We start from the raw sequence: 26,784 nt of genomic DNA, 5'->3' as shown, positions 1-26,784 counted from the left end.
CCTCCACGCGCGCGGCATCGCCGAGCTTCATGTCGCGGAAGCGCAGCATGAGCTTCGCGGCGAGTTCCGCCGCGGGCCCCGGCCAGTTGTCCTGAAGCCCCAGCACATGCGCGGCATCCGAAGGCGTGAAGCCGCCCGTCTGCACGAGGCCCTTGCGCTTGAGCGAGGCGAGTGCGCGCTGTGCCGCGGAAGAAACCGCCACCTTGCGCATGGGCTTCGGCCGGTCCTCGACCATCGTCAGGATTTCCGCCTCGCGCGCGCTCACCTCGGCGTTGAAGGCGGAAGAGGCGCCGAACGGCTTCAGCACGAACTTGCCGTGCAGCGAGCCGCCCTCGCTGTCGGCCAGATCGGCCTCGAGCATGGCGACGACTTCCGGGTAGCGCGAGGCCAGCAGCGAGACGGGGGCGACGCGCTGCGGTCCCACGCTGAACTTGCCGTTGAGCCCGATCGCGATCTCGCTGTCGCCGCCGAGCCCCACCGTCTTGACGTCGATCGCCTTCACCATGGTGCGCCAGCCGCCGACTTCCGCTCCCTGCTCCGCAACCTGCGGCCGGCCCTCTGCCAGGATGCCGAGGTCGGTGGTCGTGCCGCCCATGTCGGACATGATGAAGTCCTTGCGGCCGCACAGCCATGAGGCGCCGACGAGGCTCGCCGCCGGGCCGGAAAGCACCGTCTCGATCGGCTTCAGCGCCACGCGTTCGGCCAGCGCCAGCGTGCCGTCGCCCTTCACGATCATCAGCGGGCAGGCGATGCCGAGCTCCGCCATCGAGCGGCGCACGGCGGAGATGAGCATGGAAATGCGCGAGATGAGCCGTGCGTTGAGCACCGCGGTCAGGGCCCGGCGCGGGGCGTCGAGCGCCGAGGTGAGCTCGGTGGAAAGCGTGGCGGGCTTGCCGGTGATCTGCGCGACGAGTTCGCGCGCGCGCTGTTCGTGGGCGGGGTTCCTGACGGCGAAGGCCGAAGCGATGGCGAAGGCATCGACCGGCATGGCCGAGACCGCCGCCGCCAGCGCCTCGACGTCGAGCGGGCGGGCTTCCTCGCCATTGTGGTCGTGCCCGCCGGAGACCATGGCGATGGGCATGCCGGGGAATGCCTTGGCGATCCCGGTGCGCTCGGCCATGGGCTGGTCGAAGCCGATGAGGATCACCCCCACCGCGCTGCCATGGCCCTCGACCACCGCGTTGGTGGCGAGCGTCGTCGAGACGGAGACGAGCGAGATGTCCTCAGGCGCGAGGCCTTGCGGAAGCTTCGCCACCGCCGCCTTGATCGCGCCGGTGACGCCGATCGAGAGGTCGCCCTTGGTGGTGATGGACTTCGCCGAGGCCACCACCTTGTGCCCCAGGGCCTCGATCACCGCCGCATCCGTGTAGGTGCCGCCGGTGTCGACGCCGATGAGATAGGTCTTCTGTGTCATCGTCTCAGATCATCAGGCGCGGGCCGCGGTCGCTGCCTCGGCAACGGCAATGGCGGTCATGTTCACGACACCGCGCGAGGTGACGGAGCCCGTCAGGATGTGCGCCGGCATCGCCGTGCCGAGCAGGATCGGCCCCACCGGCAGCGCATCGCCGAACACCTTCATCATCTGGTAGGCGACGTTCGCCGAGGAGAGGTCCGGCATCACCAGCAGGTTGGCCTCGCCCTTGAGCGTGGAGGACGGAAGCTTCCGCTGCCGCACCGCCTCGATCAGCGCCGTGTCCGCCTGCATCTCGCCGTCGATCTCGAGCTCGGGCGCCCGCGCCTGGATGAGCCCGAGGGCGCTCCGCATCTTCACCGTGTCGTTGGTGTCGAAATCGCCGAAATCCGAATGCGCCACCAGCGCCACCTTGGGCGTGATGCCGAAGCGCTGCACGTGTGCGGCGCACATCAGCACCGTATCCGCGATCGCCTCGGCCGAAGGGTCGGATTGCACATGCGTGTCGGTGAGGAACAGGATGCCGCGCGAGGTGATCATCAGGCTCATGGCGGCGAGCTCGCGCATTCCCGGCGCCAGCCCGATGATGTCGCGGATGTGGCGGATCTTGGAGCGGAAGCGGCCCTCGAGCCCGCAGATCATCGCATCCGCCTCGCCGCGCCGCAGCGCCACCGCGGCGATCACCGTGGTCGAGGTGCGCACCAGCGTGCGCGCCGCGTCGGGCGTCACCCCGCGCCGCCCCGCGATCTCCACATAGGTCGCCACGTAGTCGCGGTAGCGCGGATCGTCCTCGGGGTTGACGATGTCGAAGTCGCGGCCGGGCCGGATCGAAAGCCCATAGCGCCTGAGCCGCGTCTCGATCACCGCCGGCCTGCCGATCAGGATCGGCCTGGCGATCTTCTCCTCGAGCAGCACTTCGGCGGCGCGCAGCACGCGCTCGTCCTCGCCGTCGGCATAGATCACGCGCTTCGGCTGCTTCTTCGCCGCGGCGAAGATCTGGCGCATCACGAAGCCGGAGCGGAACACGAAGCGCTGCAGCCGCTCGCCATAGGCCTCGAAATCGGCGATCGGCCGGGTGGCGACACCGCTCTCCATCGCGGCCCTCGCCACGGCGGGCGCCACCCTGAGGATGAGGCGCGGGTCGAACGGCGCGGGGATGAGCGAGTCCTTGCCGAACAGCCGCGTTTCCCCGCCATAGGCCCGCGCCACCACGTCCGAGGGCGTCTCGCGGGCGAGCCCGGCGATGGCGTTCACCGCCGCCCGCTTCATCTCCTCGTTGATGGTGGAAGCGCCGACGTCCAGCGCGCCGCGGAAGATATAGGGAAAGCACAGCACGTTGTTCACCTGGTTCGGATAGTCCGAGCGCCCGGTGCAGATCATGGCGTCCGGCCGCACCGCCATCGCCTCTTCCGGCATGATCTCCGGCGTGGGATTGGCGAGCGCCAGGATCAGCGGGTCCGGCGCCATCCGCTTCAGGAGCTCGGGCTTCAGCACGCCGCCCGCCGAAAGGCCGAGGAAGATGTCCGCCCCGGTGATCACCTCGGCGAGGCTCCGCGCCTCCGTCTCCTGCGCGAAGGCCGCCTTCCAGCGGTCCATCAGGGCCTCGCGGCCCTTGTAGACGACGCCCTCGAGGTCGGTCACCCAGATGTTGCGGATGTCGGCCCCGAGGCTGACGAGCTGGTTCAGGCAGGCGAGCGCGGCGGCACCCGCGCCGCTCGCCACGATCTTCACGCGGGAAATGTCCTTGCCGCCCAGCATCAGCGCGTTGGTCACCGCGGCCCCCACGATCACCGCCGTGCCGTGCTGGTCGTCATGGAAGACGGGGATGTTCATGCGCTCGCGCAAGAGCTGCTCGATCTCGAAGCACTCCGGCGCCTTGATGTCCTCGAGGTTGATGCCGCCGAAGGTCGGCTCGAGCGCGGCCACCGTGCTGACGAAGCCCTCGACGCCGGTCTCCGCCACCTCGATGTCGAAGACGTCGATGTCGGCGAATTTCTTGAAGAGCACGGCCTTGCCTTCCATCACCGGCTTCGCGGCGAGCGGGCCGATGTTGCCGAGTCCCAGCACCGCCGTGCCGTTGGTGATCACGCCGACCAGATTCGCCCTGCTCGTGTATTTCGACACCAGCGCCGGCTCGGCGTGGATCGCCTCGGAGACCGCCGCCACGCCGGGCGAATAGGCGAGCGCCATGTCGCGCTGGTTTCCGAGCGGCTTGGTGGCCCGGATCTCCAGTTTCCCGGGCTTCGGCTCGGCGTGATAGAACAGCGAGCCCGACTTGAGGTCGCTCGAGATCGGCGAAGACATTGGGCAATTCCCCCTTCTGGCCTCATTTCTGGCCCTGAACGGCGTTGATTTGCAACCCTTTCCGCGGCGCGGGCTTTTCCCGATTGATTGCACCCCCGGGGGGTCTAGAATGCGGCCATGCTGACGCCCCTCAAGACGGAAGTCCTGAAAGTCGACGACCTCAGCCACGAGGCCCGCCGCTTCCGCACCATCCTGTGGAGCTTCGAGAAGAACATCGAGCTCCTGTTCAAGGGCACCGGGCTCGCCGCCGAGGTGGACCATGCGGCCCTCGCCGAGGCCTTCTCGCGCTGGCGGCAGGCCTTCGACAGGACCAAGCACCTCGCCGACATCGACCGGCGGGATTTCACCATCTTCGCCGCCGGCATGATGCTGAAGGAGCTGCTCGCCGCCCGGCCGATCACCGCGATCGTGCCCTCGGAGCTCGGCCTTCCGGCGCTGCCGGACACGATCGACCACCGCCTGAAGCGCTGGCCGGAAGGCTATGCCTACACGAGCTTCTGCCTCTCGGTCGCCTCCGCCGTGCTGAACGAGATGGGCGATGCCGAACCCGCCGAATCCGGCGTCGCGGACGACCCGCGCTTCTGGGATTCCTTCCGCGAGAACGCCGCCGAGAACCCGGCCAACGCGGTGGCCTTCTTCGACATGGTGGTGGGCCTCCAGCCCAACTGGTCCGCCCCCGACGTGCCGTGGATGCGCCGCACCTTCATGGACCGCAAGACCTCGCTCGAATCGGAGCGCGGAAAGCCGGCGCTGGGGTGAGGCGCCGCGCCGGCCGACTCTTGTCAAGGCTCTCGAGTTGGTTGAAGAATGAAACCCAAGGCTTGGGAGGGCCGGAAGATGGGGGCAACCCGGATCCTGATCGTCGATGACCACCCGCTCTTCCGGGAGGCGCTGAAGCAGGCGATTTCCGGGGGCGTCGCCAATGCTGCTGTCGCCCTGGCGGGCTCCCTCGACGCGGCCACCGCCATCCTCGACAGGGAGGACGACTTCGACCTCATCCTGCTCGACCTCCGCATGCCCGGGGTCCAGGGCCTCTCGGGCCTGATCTATCTCCGCGCGCAATACCCCAACGTGCCCGTCGTCATCATCACCGCGGCGGATGACCAGGGCCTCGTGCGCAAAGCGCTGAACCTCAACGCCGCCGGCTTCATCCCCAAGACGTCCGGCATCGAGACCATCATCGCCGCCGTGAACGCCGTCCTGAAGGGCGAGATCTGGGTGCCGGACGGCTATGCCGAGTCCTCCGCCGCCGACCGGGAGGCCGAGGAGATCGCCCGCCGCGTGGCCACCCTCACCGCCCAGCAGATCCGTGTGCTGATGATGCTGAAGGAGGGCCTCCTCAACAAGCAGATCGCCTACGAGCTCAATGTCTCGGAAGCCACCATCAAGGCGCATGTCTCGGCAATCCTCCAGAAGCTCAACGTCTCGAGCCGCACCCAGGCGGTGATCGCCGCCTCCCGCATCGACGGCGTCCAGGCGGCGGAACAGTGAAGTCAGGCCCCCTTCTCCCGTCCGAAGGATGGGAGAAGGGGGCGCGGCACGCGCCGCATGAGGGCCGGCGCGCCCGTTTCATTGCCCAATTGTCGAGAATGCCTGCTTCTACCCGGGCGAGCGCGCGCTGTCAAGGATTTTATTCCCTTCGGCCCGCCGGGGGCGTGGATCGGGCTTCACGCCTCCGTCCTGATCGCCACGTGCGACATGGCGGCCCTGAGCGCCGCCGGCTTCACGGGCTTTCTGAGCACGTGCACGTCATGCGCAACGGCCATGTCGGAGACGGCGGGCGTGCGGTCGGCAGTGATGAGCACCGCAGGGATATGGCGGCGCGCCCGCGTCCGCAGCGCCCGGATCGCCGAGATGCCGTCCTCGTTGTTGAGGTGATAGTCGGCGAGGATCATGTCGATCCTGCCGTCGGCCTCCGCCAGCACGGCGAGCGCCTCTTCGAGTCCCGTCGCAGTATCCACCCTGTTGCCCCAGCCGGAGAGCAGGAGCTCCATGCCCTCGAGGATCGGCCGTTCATTGTCGATGACGAGCACGCGGAAGGCGCCGGCGAGTGCGGGCGGCTGCACCTTGCGCGTCTTCGGCACCGGCGCGGGCTTCACCCCCTCGGCGACCGGGATGTCGATGGCGAACACCGATCCCCTGCCCGGCTGCGAACGCACGTGGACCGGCGCTTCCAGCACCTTCGCCATGCGCTCCACGATCGACAGCCCGAGGCCGAGCCCCGAGGTCCCGTCGCCGTCGGTGTGCAGCCGCTGGAACTCCTGGAAGATCACGTCGAGCTTCGATTCCGGAATGCCGGGCCCGGTGTCGTGCACCTCGATCCGCAGCAGGTTGCCGCGCCGGCGGCAGCCCATCAGCACCCGCCCCTCGCGCGTGTACTTGATGGCGTTGGAGACGAAGTTCTGCAGCACGCGCCGCAGGAGCTTGCGGTCAGTCATCAGGCTGAGCCCGCAGGGGATGACGGTGAATCGCAGCCCCTTCTTGCGCGCCGCGGGCCCGAACTCGAGGGAGAGCGCCTGCAGGATCTCGTCGATGCGGAAGGGCGCCGCATCCGCCTTCATCGCCCCGGCGTCGAGCCGCGAGATGTCGAGCAGGGCGGAAAGGATCTCCTCCACCGCCTCGAGCGAGGAATCGACGTTGCGCACGAGTTCGCCGTCCTTCGAGCGCTTCATGCGCTCGACCAGTGTCGAGGTGAAGAGCCGCGCCGCGTTGAGCGGCTGCAGGATGTCGTGGCTCGCCGCCGCGATGAAGCGCGTCTTCGAGAGGTTGGCGGCGTCGGCCTCCGCCTTGGCCTGCGCCAGTTGCTCGTTGAGGCGGGTGAGTTCGGCCGTGCGCTCCCTCACCCGGCGCTCGAGCGATTCGTTCACCCGCTGCAGCTCTTCCGCCGCGAGCACGCTTTCCGTGGCGTCGATGACGGTGACGACCACGCCGCCATCCGGCATCGGGCTCGAGCGGAACTCGAAGACCTGGCCGGTGTCGGCGCGGCGCTCGCGGAAGACCTCGTGCGAAACGGCGATCTTTTCCACCCGGTCGTCCACTGCGTCGCGCCCGCTGGCCGTGCGGGCGAGGAAGGCGCCGATCACCTCGGTGATCGGGGTGCCCACGCGGTTGAGGTCACTGCCGAGGCCGAGGAATTCCTGCAGGGTCGAGTTCCAGCAGATCAGCGTCATGCCGGGCTCGAACACCGCAAGCCCCTGGTCGACGTTGTCGATCGCCGATTGCAGCAGGTCGCGGTTGTGCTGGATCGCGGCCGAGGCATCGTCGAGCAGCTTCATGGCGCCGCGCGCATGGGTGGAGTGCCGCTCCAGCATCAGCGCGATGACGAGCCGCGCCGAGGCCACCCCCACCGCGGAGGCGAGCAGGTGCTCGGCGAATCGGATCAGGCGCACGTCGGCCTCGCCCCCGCGCGCACCGATCTGCCCCTGCTGGGCGCGGAAGCCCTCGAAGGCGGCGCGCGCCCGGTCGGCGCCGATGTAGCGGGCCACGGTCTCTTCCAGCCGTTCCGCCGTCACCGCCGTCCGCCACAGCTTGAAGCCGGAGCCGCTGCCGGGCTGGATGTCGCGGGTGACGAAGCTCGTGGCCTGCACCCGCTCGATCGGCGTCGGCTGGCGCATGAGCGAACCTGCGACATAGGCCGTGATGTTGGCCAGCAGGCTCCAGATCACGCCGTGGGTGAGCGGGCTGAACTCCATGGCGAACAGCGTTCGCGCCCTGAGCAGGCCGATGCCGAAGGCCCCTTCCTCGAGAAAGCCGCGCCCGATCCAGCCGGCATCGGCGAAGGAAGGCAGCAGCAGCGTGTAGGCCCACACCGCGAAGCCCGCGGTGATGCCCCACATGGCGCCCCGCGCCGTCGCCCGGCGCCAGACGAGGCCGCCGAAGAAGGCGGGCGCGAATTGCGCCACCGCCGCGAAGGAGAGAAGGCCCACCTGTGCCAGCGCCGCGGAGGAGCCGATCATGCGGTAATAGGCATAGGCCAGCGCCAGCACCACCATGATGGCGACGCGGCGGACCAGGATCAGGGTCTCGCCCATGTCCTTGTGCACTTCCGAGCGCTCCACCTGGCGGCGGAGCAGCAACGGCACCACGAGGTTGTTGCACACCATGATGGAGAGCGCGATGCACTCGACGATCACCATCGCGGTGGAGGCCGAGAGCCCGCCGAGGAAGGCGATCAGCGCGAAGCCGGGGCTTTCGGCCTGCACCGGGAGGGCCAGCACGAAGGTGTCGCCGTCGGACCCCGCCGGCAGCAGCAGGAGCCCCGCGACGGCGATCGGGATGACGAAGAGGTTGATCGCCACCAGATAGGCCGGGAACAGCCAGGCGGCGCGCCGGATCTCCTCCCGGCTGGCGTTCTCCACCGCGGCCACGTGGAATTGCCGGGGCAGCAGCACGACGGCGAAGGCCGCGAGCAGCGTCATCGTCAGCCACTGGCCGCCGTCGAGGCCGCCGGAAAACAGGGCCCTCACCTCCGGGTTGGCCGCGGCGCGCTCGAGGAAGGCGCCCGCACCCCCCATGAGCCCGAACACCGCGAAGGCCCCCACCGCGACGAAGGCGAGGAGCTTCACCATCGATTCGACGGCGATCGCCAGGATCATGCCGTCCTGGTGCTCGGTCGTGTCGATGTGGCGGGTGCCGAAGAGAATGGCGAAGATGCCCATGGTGAGGGCGACGAACAGCGACAGCCCGTCGAGGCCCGTCGAGGGCCGCAGGATCTCGCGCGACCATTCGGGCTCGGCGATCAGCACCTGGAGCGAGACCGCGACCGCCTTGAGCTGGATCGAGATGTAGGGAACGATGCCGATGACGGCGATCACCGCCACCAGCGCGCCCAGCGCCTGGCTCTTGCCGTAGCGGGCGGACAGGAAATCGGCGATCGAGGCGATGTTGTGCCGCTTGGTCAGCTGTGCAATCGCTTGCAGGAGCTTCCAGCCCAGCGCGAAGACCAGGATCGGCCCGATGTAGATGGGCAGGAAGTCGAGCCCGGTGCGCGAGGCGATCCCCACGCTGCCGAAATAGGTCCACGAGGTGCAGTAGACGCCGAGCGAGAGGGCATAGATCAGGGGCCGGCCGGCCCGGACGGTCCACGTGCCGGAGGTGCGGGCCATGCGGTCGCCATAGGTGGCCACCGCGAACAGCGCCCCGAGGTAGATGAGGCCAGAGGCCAGGATGCTCCATTCGCCGATCATGCGCCCGGCATGATCGGCGCGAAGCCATGGCGAATCAAGCCTCGGCGCCGGGCCCACCCGGCTTCCGGCGCAAGCTCCCCGGACATGCACCGGAGTCGCAGGGCCGATTGATCCAAGTCAATGCCCTCTTGCCGCCCCACACGCATTCGTGGAGGCGGTTTCTACTCAGAAAGGGGGTCTCCTATGGGGGCTGATACACTTGTGCACAAAGGATCGCCCTCGGGAGGCGGTGCGATGGTGATGATGGGCCTCTGGGGCCTGCTCGCCGTCATCGCCATCTCGTTGGGTGCCAAGGCGGAAGATACGCCTTACGCGGTCCACATGTTCATCTTCGCCGGCGCCGCAATCCTGGCGCTGATCGTCAAGGCGCGCAGCTTCGGGCAGCCCGCTCCCGACACCTCCGGATACATGGACGGTGTCGTGCGCTGGGGCGCCATCATCACCGTGTTCTGGGGCGTCGTCGGCTTCCTGGTCGGAATCGTCGTGGCGCTTCAGCTCGCCTATCCCGCCTGGAACCCTGACCTCGAATGGTTCAACTTCGGCCGGCTCCGCCCCCTTCACACCTCGGCCGTGATCTTCGCCTTCGGCGGCAACGCGCTGATCGCCACCTCCTTCTACGTGGTCCAGCGCACCAACCGCACCCGCCTGGCGCTCGGCAACCTCGCCTGGTTCGTGTTCTGGGGCTACCAGCTCTTCATCGTGCTGGCCGCCACGGGCTACCTCCTCGGCGTCACCGAGGGCCGCGAATACGCCGAACCCGAATGGTACATCGATCTCTGGATCACCGTCGTCTGGGTGGCCTACTTCCTGGTGTTCTTCGGCACCATCCTGCAGCGGAAGGAATCCCACATCTACGTGGCGAACTGGTTCTACCTCTCCTTCATCGTGACGATCGCGATGCTGCACATCGTCAACAACCTGTCGATCCCGGTGTCCTTCCTCGGCTCCAAGAGCTACTCGCTGTTCTCCGGCGTCCAGGACGCGCTGACGCAGTGGTGGTACGGCCACAACGCCGTGGGCTTCTTCCTCACCGCCGGCTTCCTCGGCATGATGTACTTCTTCATCCCCAAGCGCGCCAACCGGCCGGTCTACTCCTACCGGCTGTCGATCGTGCATTTCTGGTCGCTGATCTTCCTCTATATCTGGGCCGGGCCGCACCATCTGCACTACACCGCCCTTCCCGACTGGGCGCAGACGCTGGGCATGGTGTTCTCGATCATGCTGTGGATGCCCTCCTGGGGCGGCATGATCAACGGCCTGATGACGCTCTCGGGCGCCTGGGACAAGCTCCGCACCGACCCCATCCTGCGCATGATGGTGATCTCGGTCGCCTTCTACGGCATGTCCACCTTCGAAGGTCCGATGATGTCGATCAAGGCGGTGAACTCGCTCTCCCACTACACCGACTGGACCATCGGCCACGTTCACTCCGGCGCGCTCGGCTGGGTGGGCATGATCTCGATGGGCTGCATGTATCACCTGATCCCGCGGCTGTGGGGCAAGACGGAGGTCTACTCGCTCCGCCTCGTCAGCTGGCACGTGTGGCTCGCCACCCTCGGCATCGTGGTCTACGCCTCGGCCATGTGGGTCTCGGGCATCATGCAGGGCCTGATGTGGCGCGAGTACGACGAGAACGGCTTCCTCGTCTATTCCTTCGCGGAAACGGTGCAGGCCATGCATCCCTACTACGTGATCCGTGCCTTCGGCGGCCTGCTGTTCTTCGCCGGCTCGCTGATCATGGTCTACAACCTCTACCGCACCATCAGGAATGCCCAGCCCGTGACCCAGCCCGTGGGCATGATCTCGGCAGCGGCCTAAGAACAAGGACACTGGTGCCATGAAGCACGAAACACTCGAAAAGAACGCCACGCTGCTGCTGATCTTCAGCTTCCTCGTGGTGACGATCGGCGGCCTCGTCCAGATCGTCCCGCTGTTCTACCTCCAGAACACGATCGAGCAGGTGGAGGGCATGCGTCCCTACACCCCCCTCGAGCTGGCGGGCCGCAACGTCTACATCCGCGAAGGCTGCTACACCTGCCACAGCCAGATGATCCGCCCCTTCCGGGACGAGGTCGAACGCTATGGCCACTTCAGCCTGGCGGCCGAGTCGCAGTACGACCACCCCTTCCAGTGGGGCTCGAAGCGCACCGGCCCGGATCTCGCCCGCGTCGGCAACAAGTACTCCGACGAATGGCATCGCGAGCATCTCGCCAACCCGCGCAACGTGGTGCCGGAGTCGGTCATGCCCGGCTACGCCTACCTCCAGGACAAGGAAGTGGACGCGAAGGGGATCGGCAAGCATCTCGCCACGCTGAACCTCACCGTGAACAACGGCAACGGCGCCATGTACACGGAGGAGGCCATCGCCAGCGCCGAGGCCGACATGCTGGCCCAGGCGACGGGCGAGAACACCGACGGGCTGCTGCAGCGCTACCCCAGGACGGTGGCCCGCAACTTCGACGGCGACCCGCGCCTGACGGAGATGGACGCCTTGATCGCCTATCTCCAGATGCTCGGCACCCTCGTCGACTTCTCCACCTTCAAAGCCGACGTGTCGAGGTAAGGCCATGACCCAATATGACGTCATGCGGCACTTCGCCGACAGCTGGGGCCTCCTCCTGATGTTCGCCTTCTTCATCGGCGCGGTGCTCTTCGTGTTCCGGCCGGGTTCCAAGGCCCGTTACGAGGACGCCGCGAAAATCCCCCTCAAGAACGGTTCCGAGGACTGAAGCAATGGCAAGGAAGATCGAAAAGGACGAAGTCTCGGGAACCCCGACGACCGGCCATGAGTGGGACGGCATCAAGGAGCTGAACACCCCGCTCCCGAAATGGTGGCTCTACACCTTCTACGGCACCGTGATCTGGGCGGTGGCCTACACCATCGCCTACCCCGCCTGGCCGCTCATCAACGCGGCAACGCCGGGCCTCCTCGGCTATTCCTCGCGCGCCAACGTCTCGGCGCAGATCGAGGCCGCAAGGGCCGCCCAGAAGGAGAACCTCGACAAGATCGCCGCGGCGAACGTCGATGACATCCTGAAGGACGAGACGCTCCTCTCCTTCGCCCGCGCGGGCGGTGCGGCGGCCTTCAAGGTGAACTGCGTTCAGTGTCACGGCGCGGGCGCGGCCGGCTCCGCCGGATACCCGAACCTCAACGACGACGACTGGCTGTGGGGCGGCTCGCCCGAGGCCATCTACGTGACGCTCAAGAACGGCATCCGCTACACGGAAAACGCCGAGACGCGCGACTCGCAGATGCCCGCCTTCGGCACGGACGGCATCCTGACGCCGGAGCAGATCGGCCAGGTCTCCGCCTATGTGCTCACCCTCGCGGGCGAGCAGGCGGATGCCGCGGAGGCCCAGGCAGGCCAGCAGGTCTTCGCCGAGAACTGCGCCTCCTGCCACGGCGACACCGGCGCGGGCGGCCGCGATTTCGGCGCGCCGAACCTGACCGACAAGATCTGGCTCTATGGTGGAACGCTGGACCAGGTGAAGGCGCAGATCGCCAAGCCCCGTCACGGCGTGATGCCCGCCTGGTCGCACCGTCTCGACGACGCTACGATCAAGCAGCTCGCGGTCTATGTGCACTCCCTGGGCGGCGGCGAAGCGGCAGTGCCCGCCACCCAGTAACGGCAAGGCCGGAGGCCGCGTGCCGTGACATCATGGCATGCGGCCTCGGGCCACAATGCGGACGGCTGAAGCCGGATCTATATTAGACGACGCTAATGTAGAATCCCGGATTCGAGGGGAATGATGGTTCAGATTATCAATACGGTCGACGGCAAGCACGCCGAGGTCGACACGCACGACGCCGAGGCCGTCAACAAGGCCGAGAACCGCTCGCTCTACGCCTCCCGCGTCGCCATCCATCCCAAGGCGGTGCATGGCACCTTCCGGCGCCTGAAGTGGACGCTGCTCATCGTCCTTCTCGGCATCTACTACGTGGCCCCCTGGCTGCGCTGGGCGAGGCCGGGCGATGCGCCCGACCAGGCGATCCTCATCGATCTCGCCAACCGCCGCTTCTATTTCTTCTTCATCGAGATCTGGCCGCAGGAATTCTACTATGTCGCCGGTCTTTTGATCATGGCGGGCGTGGGGCTCTTCCTCATCACTTCTCTCTTCGGACGCGCCTGGTGCGGTTATGCCTGCCCGCAGACGGTCTGGACCGACCTCTACATCTGGGTCGAGAGCAAGATCGAGGGCGACCGCAACGCCCGCATCAAGCTCGACGCCGCGCCCTGGAGCGCCTCGAAGTTCGCCAGGCGCGCCAGCAAGATGGCGGTCTGGCTGGTGATCGCCATCGCCACCGGCGGCTTCTGGGTGTTCTACTTCGCCGACGCCCCCGCCCTGCTCCGCGATCTCCTCACCGGCCAGGCGCCTTCGGTCGCCTATTTCACCATCGCCATCCTCACCGCCACCACCTTCACCTTCGCCGGCTTCATGCGCGAGCAGGTCTGCACCTACATGTGCCCCTGGCCGCGCATCCAAGGCGCGATGCTGGACGAGGAATCCCTCATCGTCACCTACAATGCCTGGCGCGGCGAACCGCGCATGGCCGGCCGCAAGAAGGCGGAGGCGCAGGGCCTCAAGGTGGGCGATTGCGTCGACTGCAACGCCTGCGTCGCCGTCTGCCCGATGGGCATCGACATCCGCGACGGCAACCAGCTCGAATGCATCAACTGCGCCCTCTGCATCGACGCCTGCGACGCGGTGATGGACAAGATCGGCAAGCCGCGCGGCCTCATCAACTACACGACCTCCAGCCTCTATGCCGCCAACGTCCAGGGCAAGAACGAGCACTGGAACTGGCACCACCTGCTCCGCCCTCGCACCGTCATCTATTTCTCCATGTGGACGGCGGTGGGACTGGCCATGCTCGTCACCCTCCTCAACCGCACCCAGCTCGACGTCAACGTCGTGCCGGACCGCAACCCGCTCTACGTGACGCTCTCCGACGGCGCGATCCGCAACGGCTACACCGTCAAGATCCTCAACAAGCGCCAGGAGGAACGCACCTTCCGCCTCTCGCTGGAGAACCTGCCCGGGGCCAGCATGGAAATGGTGGGCGATTCCGGCGCCACCGGCACGAGCTTCGACATCACCGTGGAGCCCGACAAGCTGAAGGCGGTGAAGATCTACGTCTCCACCAGCGACCCCGCCATCGTCAACCGCGAGCGCAGCGACTTCGTGTTCCGGGTCGAGGAACTGAACGGACAGGACCGCGCCGAGGAGGCGAGCTACGATGCCCTCTTCCACGCGCCCGAAGGCAAGGAGTGAACCATGACCACCGCAGCGACCGAGAAGCAACTCACCGGCTGGCACGTGCTGGCCATGCTCCTCGCCTTCTTCGGCGTCATCATCGGGGTGAACGGGCTGATGGCCTATTTCGCCAACTCCACCTGGTCCGGCCTCATCGTCGCCAACGGCTATGTGGCGAGCCAGAGCTTCGACAAGGACCTTGCCCGCGCCAAGGCACAGGACGCACTCGGCTGGAACGTGGGCTTCACCTTCGGCGAGGACCGCATCCGCCTCACCTTCGAAGATGCCGGCGGCGCCAAGATCGACGGCCTCTCGATTGCCGGCAATCTCGAGCGCACGGTGACCGACAAGGAGGACCAGAAGCTCACCTTTGCCGCGATGGGTGCGGGCGTCTATTCGGCCCCGGCCCGCCTCTCCAGTGGCGTCTGGGAGGTCGAGGTCCACGCCCAGGGCGAGGGCGTTCCCGACTACCGCAAGATTTTCCGGTTCTTCGTGAAGGGTGCGCAGCCGTGACGCTGCCCTGCTGCACCATCGACGGCGAATACTTCCAGCCCTTCAAGCTCGAGGGCGAGGACGCCGAGCGCTGGATCTCCTCCGCCGGCCCGGGCTTGAAGCGCATCGAGTTCCTGGTGCCCCAGGCCAACCGCCCCCAGGCGATGGGTGAGATCGAGGCCGATCTTGCCGCACTCGACGGCGTCACCTCGGCCCGCGTCAACCTCACCGGACGGCGCGTGGTGGTGATCTATCAGGACGGCGTGATCACGCCGCAGGCGCTCGTCGACCGGCTGGGCTTTCTCGGTTACATGGCGCGCCCCTTCGACCCCCGCGAGACGGGCCTCACGAGCGACGACCGCGAGGGGAGCAGGCTGCTCCGCGCCCTCGCCGTGTCCGGCTTCGCCGCCGGCAACGTGATGCTGCTCTCGGTCTCCGTCTGGTCCGGGGCGGAGGGCGCGACCCGCGACCTGTTCCACTGGCTCTCCGCCCTGATCGCGCTGCCCGCCGTCGTCTATGCCGGGAGGCCGTTCTTCTATTCGGCCGTCAATGCGCTGCGCCTCGGCCGCCTGAACATGGACGTGCCGATCTCGCTCGGCGTGACGCTCGCCGCCCTGATGAGCCTGTTCGAGACCATCAACGGCGCCCATCACGCCTATTTCGACGCCGCCGTCACCCTGCTCTTCTTTTTGCTCGCCGGCCGCTACCTCGACCACCTGATGCGGGCCCGTGCGCGCTCCGCCATTGCCCAGCTCGTCTCCCTCTCCGCCGAGGGTGCGAGCGTGATCGAGCCGGACGGCAGCCGCCGCTATGTTCCCGCGCGCGAGATCAAGGCGGGCATGACGGTGGCCGTCGCCGCCGGCGACAGGCTCCCCGCCGACGGCACGGTGCGGGACGGCGTGAGCGACCTGGACCGCTCCCTGCTCACCGGCGAATCCGCGCCGGAGACGGTGAAGCCCGGCTCCGCCGTTCATGCCGGAGAGCTGAACCTCACCGCACCCATCACGGTGGAGGTCACCGCGGCGGGCAACGACACTTTCCTCAGCGAACTCGTCCGGCTGATGTCGGCCGCCGAGCAGGGCCAGTCGCGCTATATCCGCATCGCCGACCGGCTGGCGCGCTTCTATTCCCCGGCCGTCCACACGCTGGCGGCCGCCACGCTCGCCGGCTGGCTCCTTCTCGGCAATGGCTGGCACGCCTCGCTCATGGCCGCCGTTGCCGTGCTCATCATCACCTGCCCCTGCGCGCTGGGGCTTGCCGTTCCCGCCGTCCAGGTGGTGGCGAGCGGCCGGCTGTTCCGCACCGGCGTGATGATCAAGGACGGCGCGGCGCTGGAAAAGCTGAGCCTCGTCGACACCGTCATCTTCGACAAGACGGGCACGCTCACCAAGGGCGAGCCGGTGCTGGTCTCGCCGCTCATGGTCTCGACCGGGACGCTGGCGCTCGCGGCGGGCCTCGCCCAGTCGAGCAAGCACCCGCTGTCGCGCGCGCTCGTGCGCGAAGTGGCGGCGCGGGGTCTCGCGCCCTCCGCCGTCTCCGAGATCGCCGAACACCCCGGCCTCGGCCTTTCCGGCCTCCACCAGGGTGAAAAGCTGAGGCTGGGCAGCCGCGCCTGGTGCGGCATGGAAGAGGGCGGGCAGGATCAGGGCCTGCTCGAATTCGTCTTCCGGCGCGGCGCCAACACCCCGGTGGTTTTCCAGTTCGAGGACAGGCTTCGCCCCGCGGCGGCCGATACGGTTCGGGACCTCAAGGCGTTGGGGCTCGACGTTCACCTCCTCTCGGGGGACCGCGAGGCCGCCGTGCGCCGCGTCGCCGATGCAGTGGGCATCGAAACCGCCGTTTGGCGGGCGAGCCCCCAGGCCAAGCTCGCCTATGTCGATGCGCTCGCCAAGGCCGGCCGCAAGGTGCTGATGGTGGGCGACGGCATCAACGACGCCCCGGCGCTCGCGGCGGGATACACCTCCATGGCGCCCGCCACCGCCTCCGACATCGGGCGCACCGCGGCCGAGACAGTGTGGATGGGCGAGCAGGTCTCGGGCGTTGCGCGCGCCATCGCCATGGGCCGCCGCAGCCAGAAGATCGCCAAGGAGAATTTCGCGCTGGCGGTGGGTTACAACGTTCTGGCGGTGCCCTTGGCCATGGCGGGCCTCGTCTCGCCCCTGATCGCCGCCATCGCCATGTCCACTTCATCGATCATCGTCATCGCCAACGCGCTCCGGGCGGGGCTCAAGGCGAAGGGCGAACCCGCTGCCGCCCAGCAAGGCGATGCCGGTCCCGTAGCGGCCGGGTCGCTGAAGGATGCCGCATGACCGGTCTTCTCTACCTGATCCCCATCGCCCTGTTCATGGGCGCCATCGGCCTCGCGGCGTTCATCTGGTCGCTGAAGTCCGGCCAGTTTGACGATCTCGAGGGGGCCTCCTGGCGCATCCTTCAGGACGACGACAAACCGAAGTCCTGAAGCCCGCCGCTTCAACAATTCGCCGCAAAGGCGGCCCAGGCTCAGCACCGCCCGTTGACAAGCGGGCGGCGGCGGATGGAAGCTTCCCTCCACGCGACATAAGAACGTGCGGAGGGAAAGACCATGACGGCGCATCGTGTTTGCGGCCACCATCCGGTTGCCGCCCTGCTCAGCATCCTCCTCGCGCTCCTCGTGGCGGCGGCCCCCTCCCTGGCGGCAAAGCCGTTCCCCGCCGATCAATTCAGCGCCTATGTCAGTGACTACGATTACGAGCTCTCCCGCATCGCCCGGGACCTGAAGCGCAGCGCCCCCGAAATCGAGGCCGACCTCGCCGCCGCGGAGGCCGCCGGAAACGCCAGGCTCGCCGCCGTCTCCCTTGAGCAGCTGCTGGCGATCCGCCCGACCGACGGCAGCCTGTGGCTCAGGCTCGCCGAGCAGCTCGCCGCCGCCGAACCCATCAACGACTCCGACGGCTATGCGCTTCCCTCGAAGATGATCGGCGCCGGGCTCAAGGCCTATGGCATGGCAGGGAGCCCGGAAGACGAGGCGGCGGCACTCAACGTCGTTGCGCAGGGTTTCGCCCGGCGCGAATACTGGCGCCCGGCGCTCACCGCCTACAAGGAAAGCCTGCGCCTCCTCGACGATGGCGAAACCCGCGAGGCCTACGAGGCGATGCGGGTGGAGCACGGGTTCCGCGTCGCCGACTACAAGGTCGATACGGAATCGAACCCGCCGCGCGCCTGTTTCGAGATGTCGGAGCCGGTGTCGCGCACGCTGACCGACTTCACCTCCTACTTCACCCAGCAGCCAGGCCCCGTGGCGGCGGTGACGGCGGAAGGAACCAGGCTCTGCGTCGAAGGCCTGAAACATGGCGAGCGCTATTCCATCACCCTGCGCCAGGGCCTGCCCGCCGCGGTGGACGACAGCACGGCAAAGGATTTCACCTACGATCTCTACGTCCGGGACCGGAGCCCCTCCGTGCGCTTCGCCGGCAATGCCTATGTTCTGCCGCGCACCGGCCAGACCGGCATTCCGCTCGTCTCCGTGAACAGCGGCGAGGCGAAGCTCGCACTGTACCGCATCGGCGACCGCAACCTCATCGGCAGCGTGCTGGGCTCCGATTTCCGCGCCCAGATCAACGGTTACGCCGCGGGTGACATCTCCCGCGACAAGGGCCAGCTGGTGTGGGAGGGAAGCCTGGAAACGCCTTCGACCCTGAACCAGGACGTGACCACCGCCATTCCCGTGGACGAGGCGATGGGCAAGCTCGAGCCCGGCCTCTATGTGATGACGGCAGAGCCCGCCACGCACGAGGCCGAGGAATACGAAGCGGTGGCGACGCAGTGGTTCGTGGTCTCCGACCTCGGCCTTTCCACCATGAACGGCAAGGACGGCCTGCGCGTGGCCCTGCGCTCGATCGCCACGGCGGAGCCCGTTTCCGCCGCCAGGGTCCGGCTTCTCGCCCGCAACAACGAGGTGCTGGCCGAGGCGACGCCCGACGCCGCCGGAAGCGTGCTGTTCGAGCCCGGCCTCCTCAAGGGCGTTGGCGGAACGGCGCCGGCCCTCCTCGTCGCGCAGTCCGATCAGGGCGACTACAGCTTCGTCGACCTGGCCCAGCCCGCCTTCGACCTGACCGACCGCGGCGTCGATGGCCGCGCTCCCTCGGGCGCCGTCGACGCCTTCGTCTATACCGAACGCGGCGTCTACCGCCGCGGCGAGACGGTGCACGCCACCGTCCTGCTGCGCGACGACAAGGCGGTGGCCATGCCGGGAACGCCGGTGACGCTCGTGGTCGAGCGGCCGGACGGAGTGGAGTATCTGGGGCAGGCGCTGTCGGACCAGGGTGCCGGCGGCTACAGCCACAGCTTCGACATCGCCGCCGGGGCGCAGGGCGGGACCTGGCGCATCAAGGCCCTGACCGATCCGAACGGCGAGCCGGTGGGCGAGACGTCTTTCCTGGTCGAGGACTATATTCCAGACCGTATCGAGTTCGACCTCGCCTCAAAGACGCCGCGCGTCAAGCCGGCGGAGGGCCTGCTGCTCACCGTCGACGGGCGCTACCTCTTCGGCGCCCCGGGCGCCGGCCTCCAGCTCGAGGCCAATGTGGCGGTGACGCCCGACGAGACCCCCTTCCCGGGCTGGAAGGACTACAGCTTCGGCCTGATGGACGAGCGGCCTGACACGATCCAGGTGACGGCGGAAGGACTTCCCGAGACCGACATCAGCGGCCATGCCGACCTGACGATCGCGCTGCCCGAGCTGCCGGTGACGACCCGGCCCCTCCGGGCCGACGTGGCGGTGCGCCTGCGCGAGCCCGGCGGCCGTGCGGTGGAGAAGACGGCAAGCCTGCCCATCGCCGCGAACCAGCCCATGCTCGGCATCAAGCCGCTCTTCGAGGACGGCGCGGCACCCGAGGGACAGCCCGCCGGCTTCAGCGTGATCGCACTCGATGCCGCGGGAAAGCTCAGCGCCGCCAAGGGTGCGAACTGGACGCTGAAGCGCCTGACGCGCGACTGGCAGTGGTTCAACGTCGACGGCAGCTGGCGCTGGGAGGCGATCACCCGCACCTCGCAGATCGCCAACGGCACGCTTGACCTTGCCGGCGACAAGCCGACCGACTTCGCCCAGACCCTCTCCTGGGGCGAGTACCGGCTGGAGATCGGCGCGGCCGGCGTGACCCCGGTCTCGATCGACTTCTCGTCGGGCTACTACAGCGCAGGAATCGCCAAGGCCGATACGCCCGACACGCTGAAGGTGGCGCTGGACACGACGGACGCGAAGACCGGCGACACGGTGAACGTCAAGATCGAGGCCCGCAGCGCGGGCAAGGCCACGGTGCAGATCGTGGGCGAGAAGCTCCTCGCGGCGCGCGAGGTGGATGTGCCCGAAGGCGGCATCACGCTGCCCTTCACGGTGGGCGAAGGCTGGGGAACCGGCGCCTATGTGCTGGCGAGCCTCTACCGGCCGATGGACGTTCAGGCCAAGCGCATGCCCTCTCGCGCCATGGGGCTCGCCTGGTTCGGCATCGACCGCGCCGCGCGCACCCTCGACGTGACGCTCACGGCTCCCGGGATGATGAAGCCGCGCCAGAAGCTCACCGTGCCGGTGAAGCTCGGCAATCTCGCTGCTGGCGAGGAGGCCTTCATCACGGTGGCAGCCGTCGACGTCGGCATCCTGAACCTGACGCGCTATGATCCTCCCGCGCCCGAGAACTTCTATTTCGACCAGAAGCGCCTCACGGCGGAGCTGCGCGACATCTACGGCCTGCTCATCGACGGCATGCAGGGCGAGCGCGGCCGGCTGCGCTCCGGCGGCGACGGCGGCGCGGCCCTGAATGCCCCACCCCCGGCGCAGAAGCCGCTGAGCCTCTATTCCGGCATCGTGAAGGTGGCAGAGGACGGCACGGCCTCGGTGGATTTCGAGATCCCGGCCTTCAACGGAACGGTGCGGGTGATGGCGGTGGCCTGGACCCGGGACAAGGCGGGCCATGCCTCCGCCGACGTGATCGTGCGCGACCCTGTCGTGGTCGCCGGCACGCTGCCGCGCTTCCTCGCGGTGGGCGATGCCTCCGAGCTCCGCTTCGACATCGTCAACGCCGAGGGCCCGGCAGGCGAATACACGCTCGGCGTCTCGATCGACGGGCCGCTCGCGGCCGCACCCGGCTCCCTGATCCGCACCGTGACGATCGGTGCGGCCGGGGCCCGGACCAGCCTGACCGTGCCGGTGAATGCGACGGGTCCCGGCACCGCCAGCATCATCGCCACGCTGAAGGGACCGGGAGACATGCTGCTCGACCAGCAATTCGCGCTGGGCGTCATGCCGGCGAACCCGCTCGTGACGCGCCGCATCACCACACCGCTCACCGCCAATGGCGGAGCGCTGACCATCGGCAAGGATCTGCTGATGGACATGCTGCCGGGCACCGGGAGCGTTGCGCTCTCGATCAGCCCGCTGCCGCAGCTCGACGCGGCGGGGCTGGTGCGCGATCTCGACCGGTATCCCTACGGCTGCTCGGAACAGACGGTGAGCCGGGCCCTGCCCCTCCTCTACCTCAGCGATCTCGGCGTCAGCGCGAAGGACATCGACGCCGACCTCGGGGAGCGCATGCAGCAGGCGGTGACGCGACTCGTCAACCGCCAGTCCGGCTCCGGCGCCTTCGGCCTCTGGTCCGCCTTCGGCGACGACGGCAGCCTGTGGCTCACCGCCTATGTCACGGATTTCCTGCTGCGTGCCCGCGAGAAGGGTTTCGACGTGCCGGAGGATACGCTGATGGGCGGGCTCGACTACCTCCGAAACATGGTGGGCAATGCGCCCGACATCGTGCAGGGGAGCGGCCAGGACACGGCCTATGCCCTATACGTGCTGGCCCGCGCCGGCCGCGCGCCGGTGGGCGACCTCAAGTACCTGGCCGATACCAAGATCGGCGATTTCGGTTCGCCGCTGGCGCGGGCGCAGATGGCATCCGCACTTGCCATGCTGGGCGACCGGGACCGGGCGGAACGGGCCTTCGCCGCCGCGACCGACGCGCTGGCGAGCGATGTCGAATCCGCGAACCGCGGCGGCTGGCGCTCCGACTATGGCAGCGTGCTGCGGGATGCCTCCGCCATCCTGGCGCTTGCCACGGATGCGAAGGCGAGGCCAGAGGTCATCCGCACGGCGATGAGCGCCGTCGAGGTGGAGCGCGCCCGCACGTACCATGTCTCGACGCAGGACATGGCCTGGATGGTGCTGGCGGCGCGCGCCGTGCAGCAGGAGGCCATGGCGATCCGCCTCGACGTCGGCGGCAAGACGCATGACGGCAGCCTGAACCGCGTCTTCTCCGAAGCGGCCTTGGGCCAGGACGTGCGCGTGGCGAACCTCGGCGGCGAGCCCGTCCGGGCGGTGGTCTCCGTATCCGGTTCGCCCTTCGTGCCGGAGCCCGCCACGAGCAACGGCCTCACCATCGAGCGCAAGTATTTCACGCCTGACGGGCAGCCGGCGGACATCGCGGCGGTGAAGCAGAACACGCGCCTCATCGCTGTGCTCTCGGTGATGAAGCCGGTTGGGGACTCGGAGAACGGCACCTTCCTGCTGGTCGACCCGCTGCCCGCGGGCTTCGAAATCGAGAACCCGGTGCTCGTCTCCTCCGGCGGCGTTGCCAACATCCCGTGGCTCACCGACACGACCTGGGCGAGCTACACCGAGTTCCGCGACGACCGCTTCATGGCGAGCTTCAACAACTCCACCGCCAAGCTCGCCTACATGGTGCGTGCCGTGGCCCCCGGGAGCTTCAGCCATCCGGGCGCTTACGTGGAGGACATGTACCGCCCGCAGATGAATGCCCGCACCGCGCATGGCACGGTGACCGTCCAGGCGCCATGACATGAAGGGCGAGCCCCGCCGCTGGCCCCTGCGGCTCTACGTGGCGCTGCTCTTCGTGCTGCTCGCCCTGAACGGCGTGGGCTTCGGCGTCAGCGAGACGCTGCGCCGCCTCGGGCCCGTGCCCCTCGGCGAGGACGTCACCTACTCGACGCTGGTGGTGGACCGCGACGGCAGGCTGCTCCGCCCCTTCATCACCAAGGACGGTTACTGGAGGCTCCCGGTGACTGCGGACGACGTCGACCCGCGCTTCCTGAATATGCTCGTGGCCTATGAGGACAAGCGCTTCTACTCCCACCATGGGGTGGACCCGAGAGCCCTTCTCCGCGCCTCCTGGCAGGCGCTCAGCCATGGCAGGATCGTTTCGGGCGGCTCGACGCTGACGATGCAGGTGGCACGGCTGCTCGAACCACGGCCGCAGCGGCGCCTCACCGACAAGATCGCGGAGATGATCCGTGCGGTGCAGATCGAGCGCCGGCTGTCGAAGCGCCAGATCCTCGACCTCTACCTGACGCTCGCGCCCTATGGCGGCAACATCGAGGGCACGCGCGCCGCCGCGCTCGCCTATTTCGGCAAGGAACCGAAAAGGCTCTCGACGGCCGAGAGCGCGCTGCTGGTGGCGCTGCCTCAGGCGCCCGAAAGCCGGCGGCCGGACCGCAATCCCAAGGCGGCGAAGGCCGCGCGCAACCGCGTCGTCGCGCGCCTCGCGGCAGAGGGCGTCGTCAACGCCGACCAGGCGCAGGCCGCATCCGGTGAAGAGGCGCCGAAGGGCCGCCTCGCCTTTCCGCTGCTGGCGGCCCATGTGGCGGAGCGCCTGGCGAAGCAGTCGCTTTCCGGGGCTGTCGTGACGACGACCCTCGCGCGCGAGCTGCAGGCTTCGCTCGAGACCCTGGCGCGGGACCGGGCGCTGGCGATCGGCTCAGGCGTCGCCGCGGCCATTCTCGTTGCCGACAACCGCACCGGCGAGATTCGCGCCCATGTGGGGGGAACCGGCTATTTCGACCGCGTCCGGGCCGGGCAGATGGACCTGGCGCTGGCGCTCCGTTCCCCGGGCTCCACGCTGAAGCCCTTCATCTATGGGCTGGCCTTCGAGGATGGCATCGTCCACCCCGAGACCCTCATCGACGATCGCGCCGTGCGCTATGGCGCCTACGCGCCGGAGAACTTCGACGACGCCTTCCACGGCACCGTGACGGTGCGCACCGCGCTCCAGCAATCGCTGAACGTTCCCGCCCTGCAGATCCTCGACCAGGTCGGGCCGGACCGGCTCATGGCGCGGCTCGCCAATGCCGGCGTGAAGCCGGTGCTGCCGCCCAATGCCGGGCCAGGGCTCGCCGTGGGGTTGGGCGGCGCGGGCGTGCGCCTGACCGACCTTGCAGCACTCTACCTGGCGCTGGCCCGCGGCGGCGAGCCCGTCAGCCTGAGCTGGCAGCTGGAGGAGCGCCGCAATGCCAAGCCGCTCCGCCGCCTCTTCGAGCCTTCCGCCGCCTGGATGATCGGCGACGTTCTGAGGGGCGCTCCGGCGCCGCAGAACGCGGTGGGCGGGCTGATCGCCTACAAGACCGGCACCTCCTATGGCTACCGCGATGCCTGGGCGGTTGGCTATGACGGCGCAGCCACCATCGCCGTCTGGGTGGGGCGGCCGGACGGCGCCGCCGTTCCCGGCGTCGTCGGGCGGCTCGCCGCGGCCCCGATCCTTTTCGAGGCGTTCCAGCGGCTGTGGCCATCGCGAAGCCCGCTTCCCCCGGCACCTCCCGGCACCGTGATCGCGCGTACGACCGAGCTTTCCGCGGCACTCCAGCGCTTCCGCCCGCATGGCCTGCCGGAGGTGGCGAGCGCGTCTTCGGGCGAAGCGCCGCCGGCCATCGCCTTCCCGCCCGACGGTGCGCGCATCGACCTTGGCGGAGAGACGTCGCCCGTGAGCCTCAAGGTCTATGGCGGGACGCCGCCCTTCACCTGGCTCGTCGACGGCGTGCCGGTGACCGCGGGCGAATTCCGCCGCGAATCCTTCTGGGAAGGGCCGGCCAAGGGCTTCGCCCGGCTATCGGTGATCGACGCCAGGGGCAAGACCGCCACGGCGCGCGTGCGGGTGGAGTGAGCGCGCCCCGGCTGCTCAAGCAATGATCAGGGGTGCGCCTTGAGATAGGCGATCACGTCCGCCACCTCTTCAGGCTTCTTCAGACCCGCGAAGGCCATCTTGTTCTTGGGAATGAAGCCTTTGGGATCGGCCAGATAGGCGCCCAGATTGGCGTCGTCCCACACCAGGCCCTCGCCGCCCTTCGCCAGCATGGCCTCCGAATACTTGAAATCCGGCACGCTGCCTGCCGCACGTCCCGCCACGCCCTTCAGCGTCGGACCGACCTTGTTGACGCCCTTCTCCACCTCGTGGCAGGCCTTGCACTTGGCGAAGACCTTTTCTCCCTTGGCGGCATCGCCCTCGGCGTGAGCCGGAACGGCAAGCAGCACCGCCGCGGCAGCGGCGAGGATGGCGGTCTTGAACATGGGGAATACTCCTCGTCGTTCGAAGGATGGGTTCGGTTACTTCTTTTCTTCCGAGGAAACGCCGTCCGCGTGTCTCGTGGCCAGCACTCTTAAGGCGATCTCCGAGCCGTGCGCAAGGAGCCCCGCGCCGAGATAGATTGCGACAAAGAGACCTCCCGCCCCGAGCAAGGCGGCGCGCAGCGCGAGGACAATCGATCCCAATGCCAGCGCGCTCGCCACGAAGGAGAGGAGGCCGAAGGCCTCGCTCCGCCGCCAGAGCAGGAAGCCGACAAGGGCTACCTCGGCGGAAAGCACCACGAGGACCGTGTCGGCGATGCGTCCGCTGTAAATGAAGGCTTCCAAGTCCATTCCGATCCAGAAAACTGAGCGTCGCGGAAAGCGAGTGCCTTGAGCAGGATCAAGGACGCGGGGGCAATGGAACCGCTGAAACCGTCAGGGCGCTTCACGCGGAGGTTTCATGCCCCCAGACCGGCCATCTTGCCGCAACGCGGCGAAATCTCGCAAGTCCTTCCCGGGGGGATTTGACTATACAGCCCTGAAAACCGAACCCCGGAAAGGTGCGAGCGCGCGCCTGGCGGAGAGGACCTGATGGACTACGAGAATTTCTTCAAGTCGGAACTGGACACGCTGCGTGCCGAGGGCCGCTACCGCATCTTCGCCGATCTCGAGCGCAAGGCGGGACAGTTTCCCAAGGCCATCCATCACGGAACGGAAGGACGCGAGATCACCGTCTGGTGCTCCAACGACTATCTCGGCATGGGCCAGAACCCCAAGGTGCTCGCCGCAATGCACGAGGCGCTGGACCGCTGCGGCGCGGGCGCCGGCGGCACACGCAACATTTCCGGCACCAACCACTATCACGTGGAACTCGAGCGCGAACTGGCCGACCTCCATGGCAAGGAGAGCGCCCTGCTCTTCACCTCGGGCTATGTTTCGAACTGGGCGGCGCTCGGCACGCTGGCGAGCTGCATCCCGAACTGCATCGTCTTCTCGGACGCCGGCAACCACGCCTCGATGATCGAGGGCATCCGTCACAGCCGGGCCGAGCGGCACATCTTCCGTCACAACGATCTCGACGACCTCGAGCGCCTGCTGAAGGCGGCCGACCCGGCCCGCCCGAAGCTGATCGCCTTCGAATCCGTCTATTCCATGGATGGCGACCTCGGCCCCATCGAGGACATCTGCGGCCTGGCGGAGCGCTACGGCGCCATGACCTATCTCGACGAAGTGCACGCCGTGGGGATGTATGGCCCGCGCGGCGGCGGCATTGCCGAGCGAGACGGGCTGATGGACCGGCTGACGGTGATCGAGGGAACGCTCGGCAAGGCCTTTGGCGTGGTGGGCGGCTACATCACCGGCTCGGCGGCGCTGTGCGACTTCGTGCGGAGCTTTGCTTCGGGCTTCATCTTCACCACCGCGCTGCCGCCGGCGGTGGCGGCTGGTGCTGCCGCCTCGATCCGGCATCTCAAGGTGAGCCAGTTCGAGCGCATGCGCCAGAAAGAGAGGGTAGCCAGGCTGCGCCGCAAGCTCGACCAGGCGGGGGTTCCCTACAAGGCGAACGACAGCCACATCGTGCCCGTGATGGTGGGCGATGCGAAGAAATGCAAGTGGATCAGCGACATCCTGCTGGAACGCTACGGCATCTACATCCAGCCCATCAACTATCCCACCGTGCCGCGCGGCACCGAAAGGCTGCGCATCACACCGACCCCGCTCCACACCGATGCCGACATCGACCATCTCGTGTCCGCCCTGTCGGAGCTCTGGTCGCAATGCGCGCTTTCACGGGCAGTCGCCTGATGGCGGGCGGCATGTGA

Annotated in this window: 18 protein-coding genes; 13 read left to right on the top strand and 5 right to left on the bottom strand. The window is 68.0% G+C overall.

Annotated elements, in window-relative coordinates; translation table 11 throughout:
* Window positions 1-1,414: hydantoinase/oxoprolinase family protein (locus tag ACK4HL_RS15810; RefSeq protein WP_409762061.1), on the bottom strand; the 1,414-nt coding region annotated here is incomplete at its 3' end.
* Window positions 1,415-1,426: 12 nt separating this feature from the next.
* Window positions 1,427-3,715, bottom strand: coding sequence for an NADP-dependent malic enzyme (locus tag ACK4HL_RS15805; RefSeq protein ID WP_409762059.1), 2,289 nt, complete (start codon window positions 3,713-3,715; stop codon window positions 1,427-1,429).
* A 117-nt stretch (window positions 3,716-3,832) separates the two neighbouring features.
* Between ACK4HL_RS15805 and ACK4HL_RS15800 the strand changes: the two genes are divergently transcribed.
* Window positions 3,833-4,474 carry a hypothetical protein gene (locus tag ACK4HL_RS15800; protein ID WP_409762057.1) on the top strand — a complete coding sequence of 214 codons (642 nt, stop codon included), beginning with the start codon at window positions 3,833-3,835 and terminating at the stop codon, window positions 4,472-4,474.
* A gap of 78 nt (window positions 4,475-4,552) precedes the next feature.
* On the top strand, window positions 4,553-5,206 hold the full coding sequence (locus ACK4HL_RS15795) for a response regulator (RefSeq protein ID WP_409762055.1): 654 nt from the start codon (window positions 4,553-4,555) through the stop codon (window positions 5,204-5,206).
* Between the two features lie 176 nt (window positions 5,207-5,382).
* Here the strand turns inward: ACK4HL_RS15795 and ACK4HL_RS15790 are convergent, their stop codons facing one another.
* Complete coding sequence (locus ACK4HL_RS15790; RefSeq protein WP_409762053.1) at window positions 5,383-8,901, bottom strand: NahK/ErcS family hybrid sensor histidine kinase/response regulator; 3,519 nt, start codon at window positions 8,899-8,901, stop codon at window positions 5,383-5,385.
* 234 nt (window positions 8,902-9,135) lie between these two features.
* Here ACK4HL_RS15790 and ccoN point away from each other — a divergent pair, with 234 nt between their 5' ends.
* From ccoN to pbpC, 10 genes are all read left to right on the top strand, one after another.
* Complete coding sequence (gene ccoN, locus ACK4HL_RS15785; RefSeq protein WP_409762051.1) at window positions 9,136-10,719, top strand: cytochrome-c oxidase, cbb3-type subunit I; 1,584 nt, start codon at window positions 9,136-9,138, stop codon at window positions 10,717-10,719.
* A gap of 19 nt (window positions 10,720-10,738) precedes the next feature.
* Window positions 10,739-11,464 (top strand): cytochrome-c oxidase, cbb3-type subunit II, encoded by a 726-nt coding sequence (ccoO, locus tag ACK4HL_RS15780; protein ID WP_409762049.1) that lies wholly within the window; start codon window positions 10,739-10,741, stop codon window positions 11,462-11,464.
* A 4-nt stretch (window positions 11,465-11,468) separates the two neighbouring features.
* Window positions 11,469-11,630: a cbb3-type cytochrome c oxidase subunit 3 gene (locus ACK4HL_RS15775; protein ID WP_409762047.1), complete on the top strand. Its 162-nt coding sequence runs from the start codon at window positions 11,469-11,471 to the stop codon at window positions 11,628-11,630.
* 4 nt (window positions 11,631-11,634) lie between these two features.
* Complete coding sequence (ccoP, locus tag ACK4HL_RS15770; protein WP_409762045.1) at window positions 11,635-12,528, top strand: cytochrome-c oxidase, cbb3-type subunit III; 894 nt, start codon at window positions 11,635-11,637, stop codon at window positions 12,526-12,528.
* Window positions 12,529-12,651: 123 nt separating this feature from the next.
* Window positions 12,652-14,175 carry a cytochrome c oxidase accessory protein CcoG gene (ccoG, locus tag ACK4HL_RS15765; RefSeq protein WP_409762063.1) on the top strand — a complete coding sequence of 508 codons (1,524 nt, stop codon included), beginning with the start codon at window positions 12,652-12,654 and terminating at the stop codon, window positions 14,173-14,175.
* A gap of 3 nt (window positions 14,176-14,178) precedes the next feature.
* A complete protein-coding gene (locus tag ACK4HL_RS15760) occupies window positions 14,179-14,670 on the top strand; it encodes a FixH family protein (protein ID WP_409762043.1) in 492 nt (163 codons plus the stop codon).
* Window positions 14,667-16,958 (top strand): heavy metal translocating P-type ATPase, encoded by a 2,292-nt coding sequence (locus ACK4HL_RS15755; protein WP_409762041.1) that lies wholly within the window; start codon window positions 14,667-14,669, stop codon window positions 16,956-16,958. Before ACK4HL_RS15760 ends, ACK4HL_RS15755 begins: the two co-directional genes overlap by 4 nt.
* The gene (gene ccoS, locus ACK4HL_RS15750; protein ID WP_409762039.1) at window positions 16,955-17,107 is read left to right on the top strand and encodes a cbb3-type cytochrome oxidase assembly protein CcoS; all 153 of its coding nucleotides are present in this window, start codon (window positions 16,955-16,957) and stop codon (window positions 17,105-17,107) included. The genes ACK4HL_RS15755 and ccoS overlap by 4 nt, the downstream gene beginning before the upstream one ends.
* Before the next feature lie 123 nt (window positions 17,108-17,230).
* The gene (locus ACK4HL_RS15745) at window positions 17,231-22,468 is read left to right on the top strand and encodes an alpha-2-macroglobulin family protein (RefSeq protein ID WP_409762037.1); all 5,238 of its coding nucleotides are present in this window, start codon (window positions 17,231-17,233) and stop codon (window positions 22,466-22,468) included.
* Window position 22,469: 1 nt separating this feature from the next.
* The gene (pbpC, locus tag ACK4HL_RS15740) at window positions 22,470-24,563 is read left to right on the top strand and encodes a penicillin-binding protein 1C (protein WP_409762035.1); all 2,094 of its coding nucleotides are present in this window, start codon (window positions 22,470-22,472) and stop codon (window positions 24,561-24,563) included.
* A gap of 26 nt (window positions 24,564-24,589) precedes the next feature.
* On the opposite strand, the gene ACK4HL_RS15735 is transcribed toward pbpC, so the two are convergent.
* A complete protein-coding gene (locus ACK4HL_RS15735; protein WP_409762033.1) occupies window positions 24,590-24,967 on the bottom strand; it encodes a c-type cytochrome in 378 nt (125 codons plus the stop codon).
* 36 nt (window positions 24,968-25,003) lie between these two features.
* Window positions 25,004-25,309, bottom strand: coding sequence for a hypothetical protein (locus ACK4HL_RS15730; RefSeq protein ID WP_409762031.1), 306 nt, complete (start codon window positions 25,307-25,309; stop codon window positions 25,004-25,006).
* 246 nt (window positions 25,310-25,555) lie between these two features.
* Here ACK4HL_RS15730 and hemA point away from each other — a divergent pair, with 246 nt between their 5' ends.
* Window positions 25,556-26,767, top strand: coding sequence for a 5-aminolevulinate synthase (gene hemA, locus ACK4HL_RS15725; protein ID WP_409762029.1), 1,212 nt, complete (start codon window positions 25,556-25,558; stop codon window positions 26,765-26,767).
* The last annotated feature ends 17 nt before the right edge of the window (window positions 26,768-26,784 follow it).

The organism is Aestuariivirga sp. (genome assembly GCF_046294715.1).
Classification (GTDB): Bacteria; Pseudomonadota; Alphaproteobacteria; order Rhizobiales; family Aestuariivirgaceae; genus Aestuariivirga.
This window is presented reverse-complemented; position numbering and strand designations above follow the sequence as displayed.

Excerpts from the sequence above, each read along its gene's own strand:
- ccoO (WP_409762049.1), top strand. The coding sequence starts at position 10,739 with ATGAAGCACGAAACACTCGAAAAGAACGCCACGCTGCTGCTGATCTTC.
- hemA (WP_409762029.1), top strand. The coding sequence starts at position 25,556 with ATGGACTACGAGAATTTCTTCAAGTCGGAACTGGACACGCTGCGTGCC.
- ACK4HL_RS15775 (WP_409762047.1), top strand. The coding sequence starts at position 11,469 with ATGACCCAATATGACGTCATGCGGCACTTCGCCGACAGCTGGGGCCTC.
- ACK4HL_RS15790 (WP_409762053.1), bottom strand. The coding sequence starts at position 8,901 with ATGATCGGCGAATGGAGCATCCTGGCCTCTGGCCTCATCTACCTCGGG.
- ccoP (WP_409762045.1), top strand. The coding sequence starts at position 11,635 with ATGGCAAGGAAGATCGAAAAGGACGAAGTCTCGGGAACCCCGACGACC.
- ACK4HL_RS15805 (WP_409762059.1), bottom strand. The coding sequence starts at position 3,715 with ATGTCTTCGCCGATCTCGAGCGACCTCAAGTCGGGCTCGCTGTTCTAT.
- ACK4HL_RS15735 (WP_409762033.1), bottom strand. The coding sequence starts at position 24,967 with ATGTTCAAGACCGCCATCCTCGCCGCTGCCGCGGCGGTGCTGCTTGCC.
- ccoN (WP_409762051.1), top strand. The coding sequence starts at position 9,136 with ATGGTGATGATGGGCCTCTGGGGCCTGCTCGCCGTCATCGCCATCTCG.
- ACK4HL_RS15800 (WP_409762057.1), top strand. The coding sequence starts at position 3,833 with ATGCTGACGCCCCTCAAGACGGAAGTCCTGAAAGTCGACGACCTCAGC.
- ccoS (WP_409762039.1), top strand. The coding sequence starts at position 16,955 with ATGACCGGTCTTCTCTACCTGATCCCCATCGCCCTGTTCATGGGCGCC.
- ccoG (WP_409762063.1), top strand. The coding sequence starts at position 12,652 with ATGGTTCAGATTATCAATACGGTCGACGGCAAGCACGCCGAGGTCGAC.
- ACK4HL_RS15745 (WP_409762037.1), top strand. The coding sequence starts at position 17,231 with ATGACGGCGCATCGTGTTTGCGGCCACCATCCGGTTGCCGCCCTGCTC.
- ACK4HL_RS15760 (WP_409762043.1), top strand. The coding sequence starts at position 14,179 with ATGACCACCGCAGCGACCGAGAAGCAACTCACCGGCTGGCACGTGCTG.
- pbpC (WP_409762035.1), top strand. The coding sequence starts at position 22,470 with ATGAAGGGCGAGCCCCGCCGCTGGCCCCTGCGGCTCTACGTGGCGCTG.
- ACK4HL_RS15795 (WP_409762055.1), top strand. The coding sequence starts at position 4,553 with ATGGGGGCAACCCGGATCCTGATCGTCGATGACCACCCGCTCTTCCGG.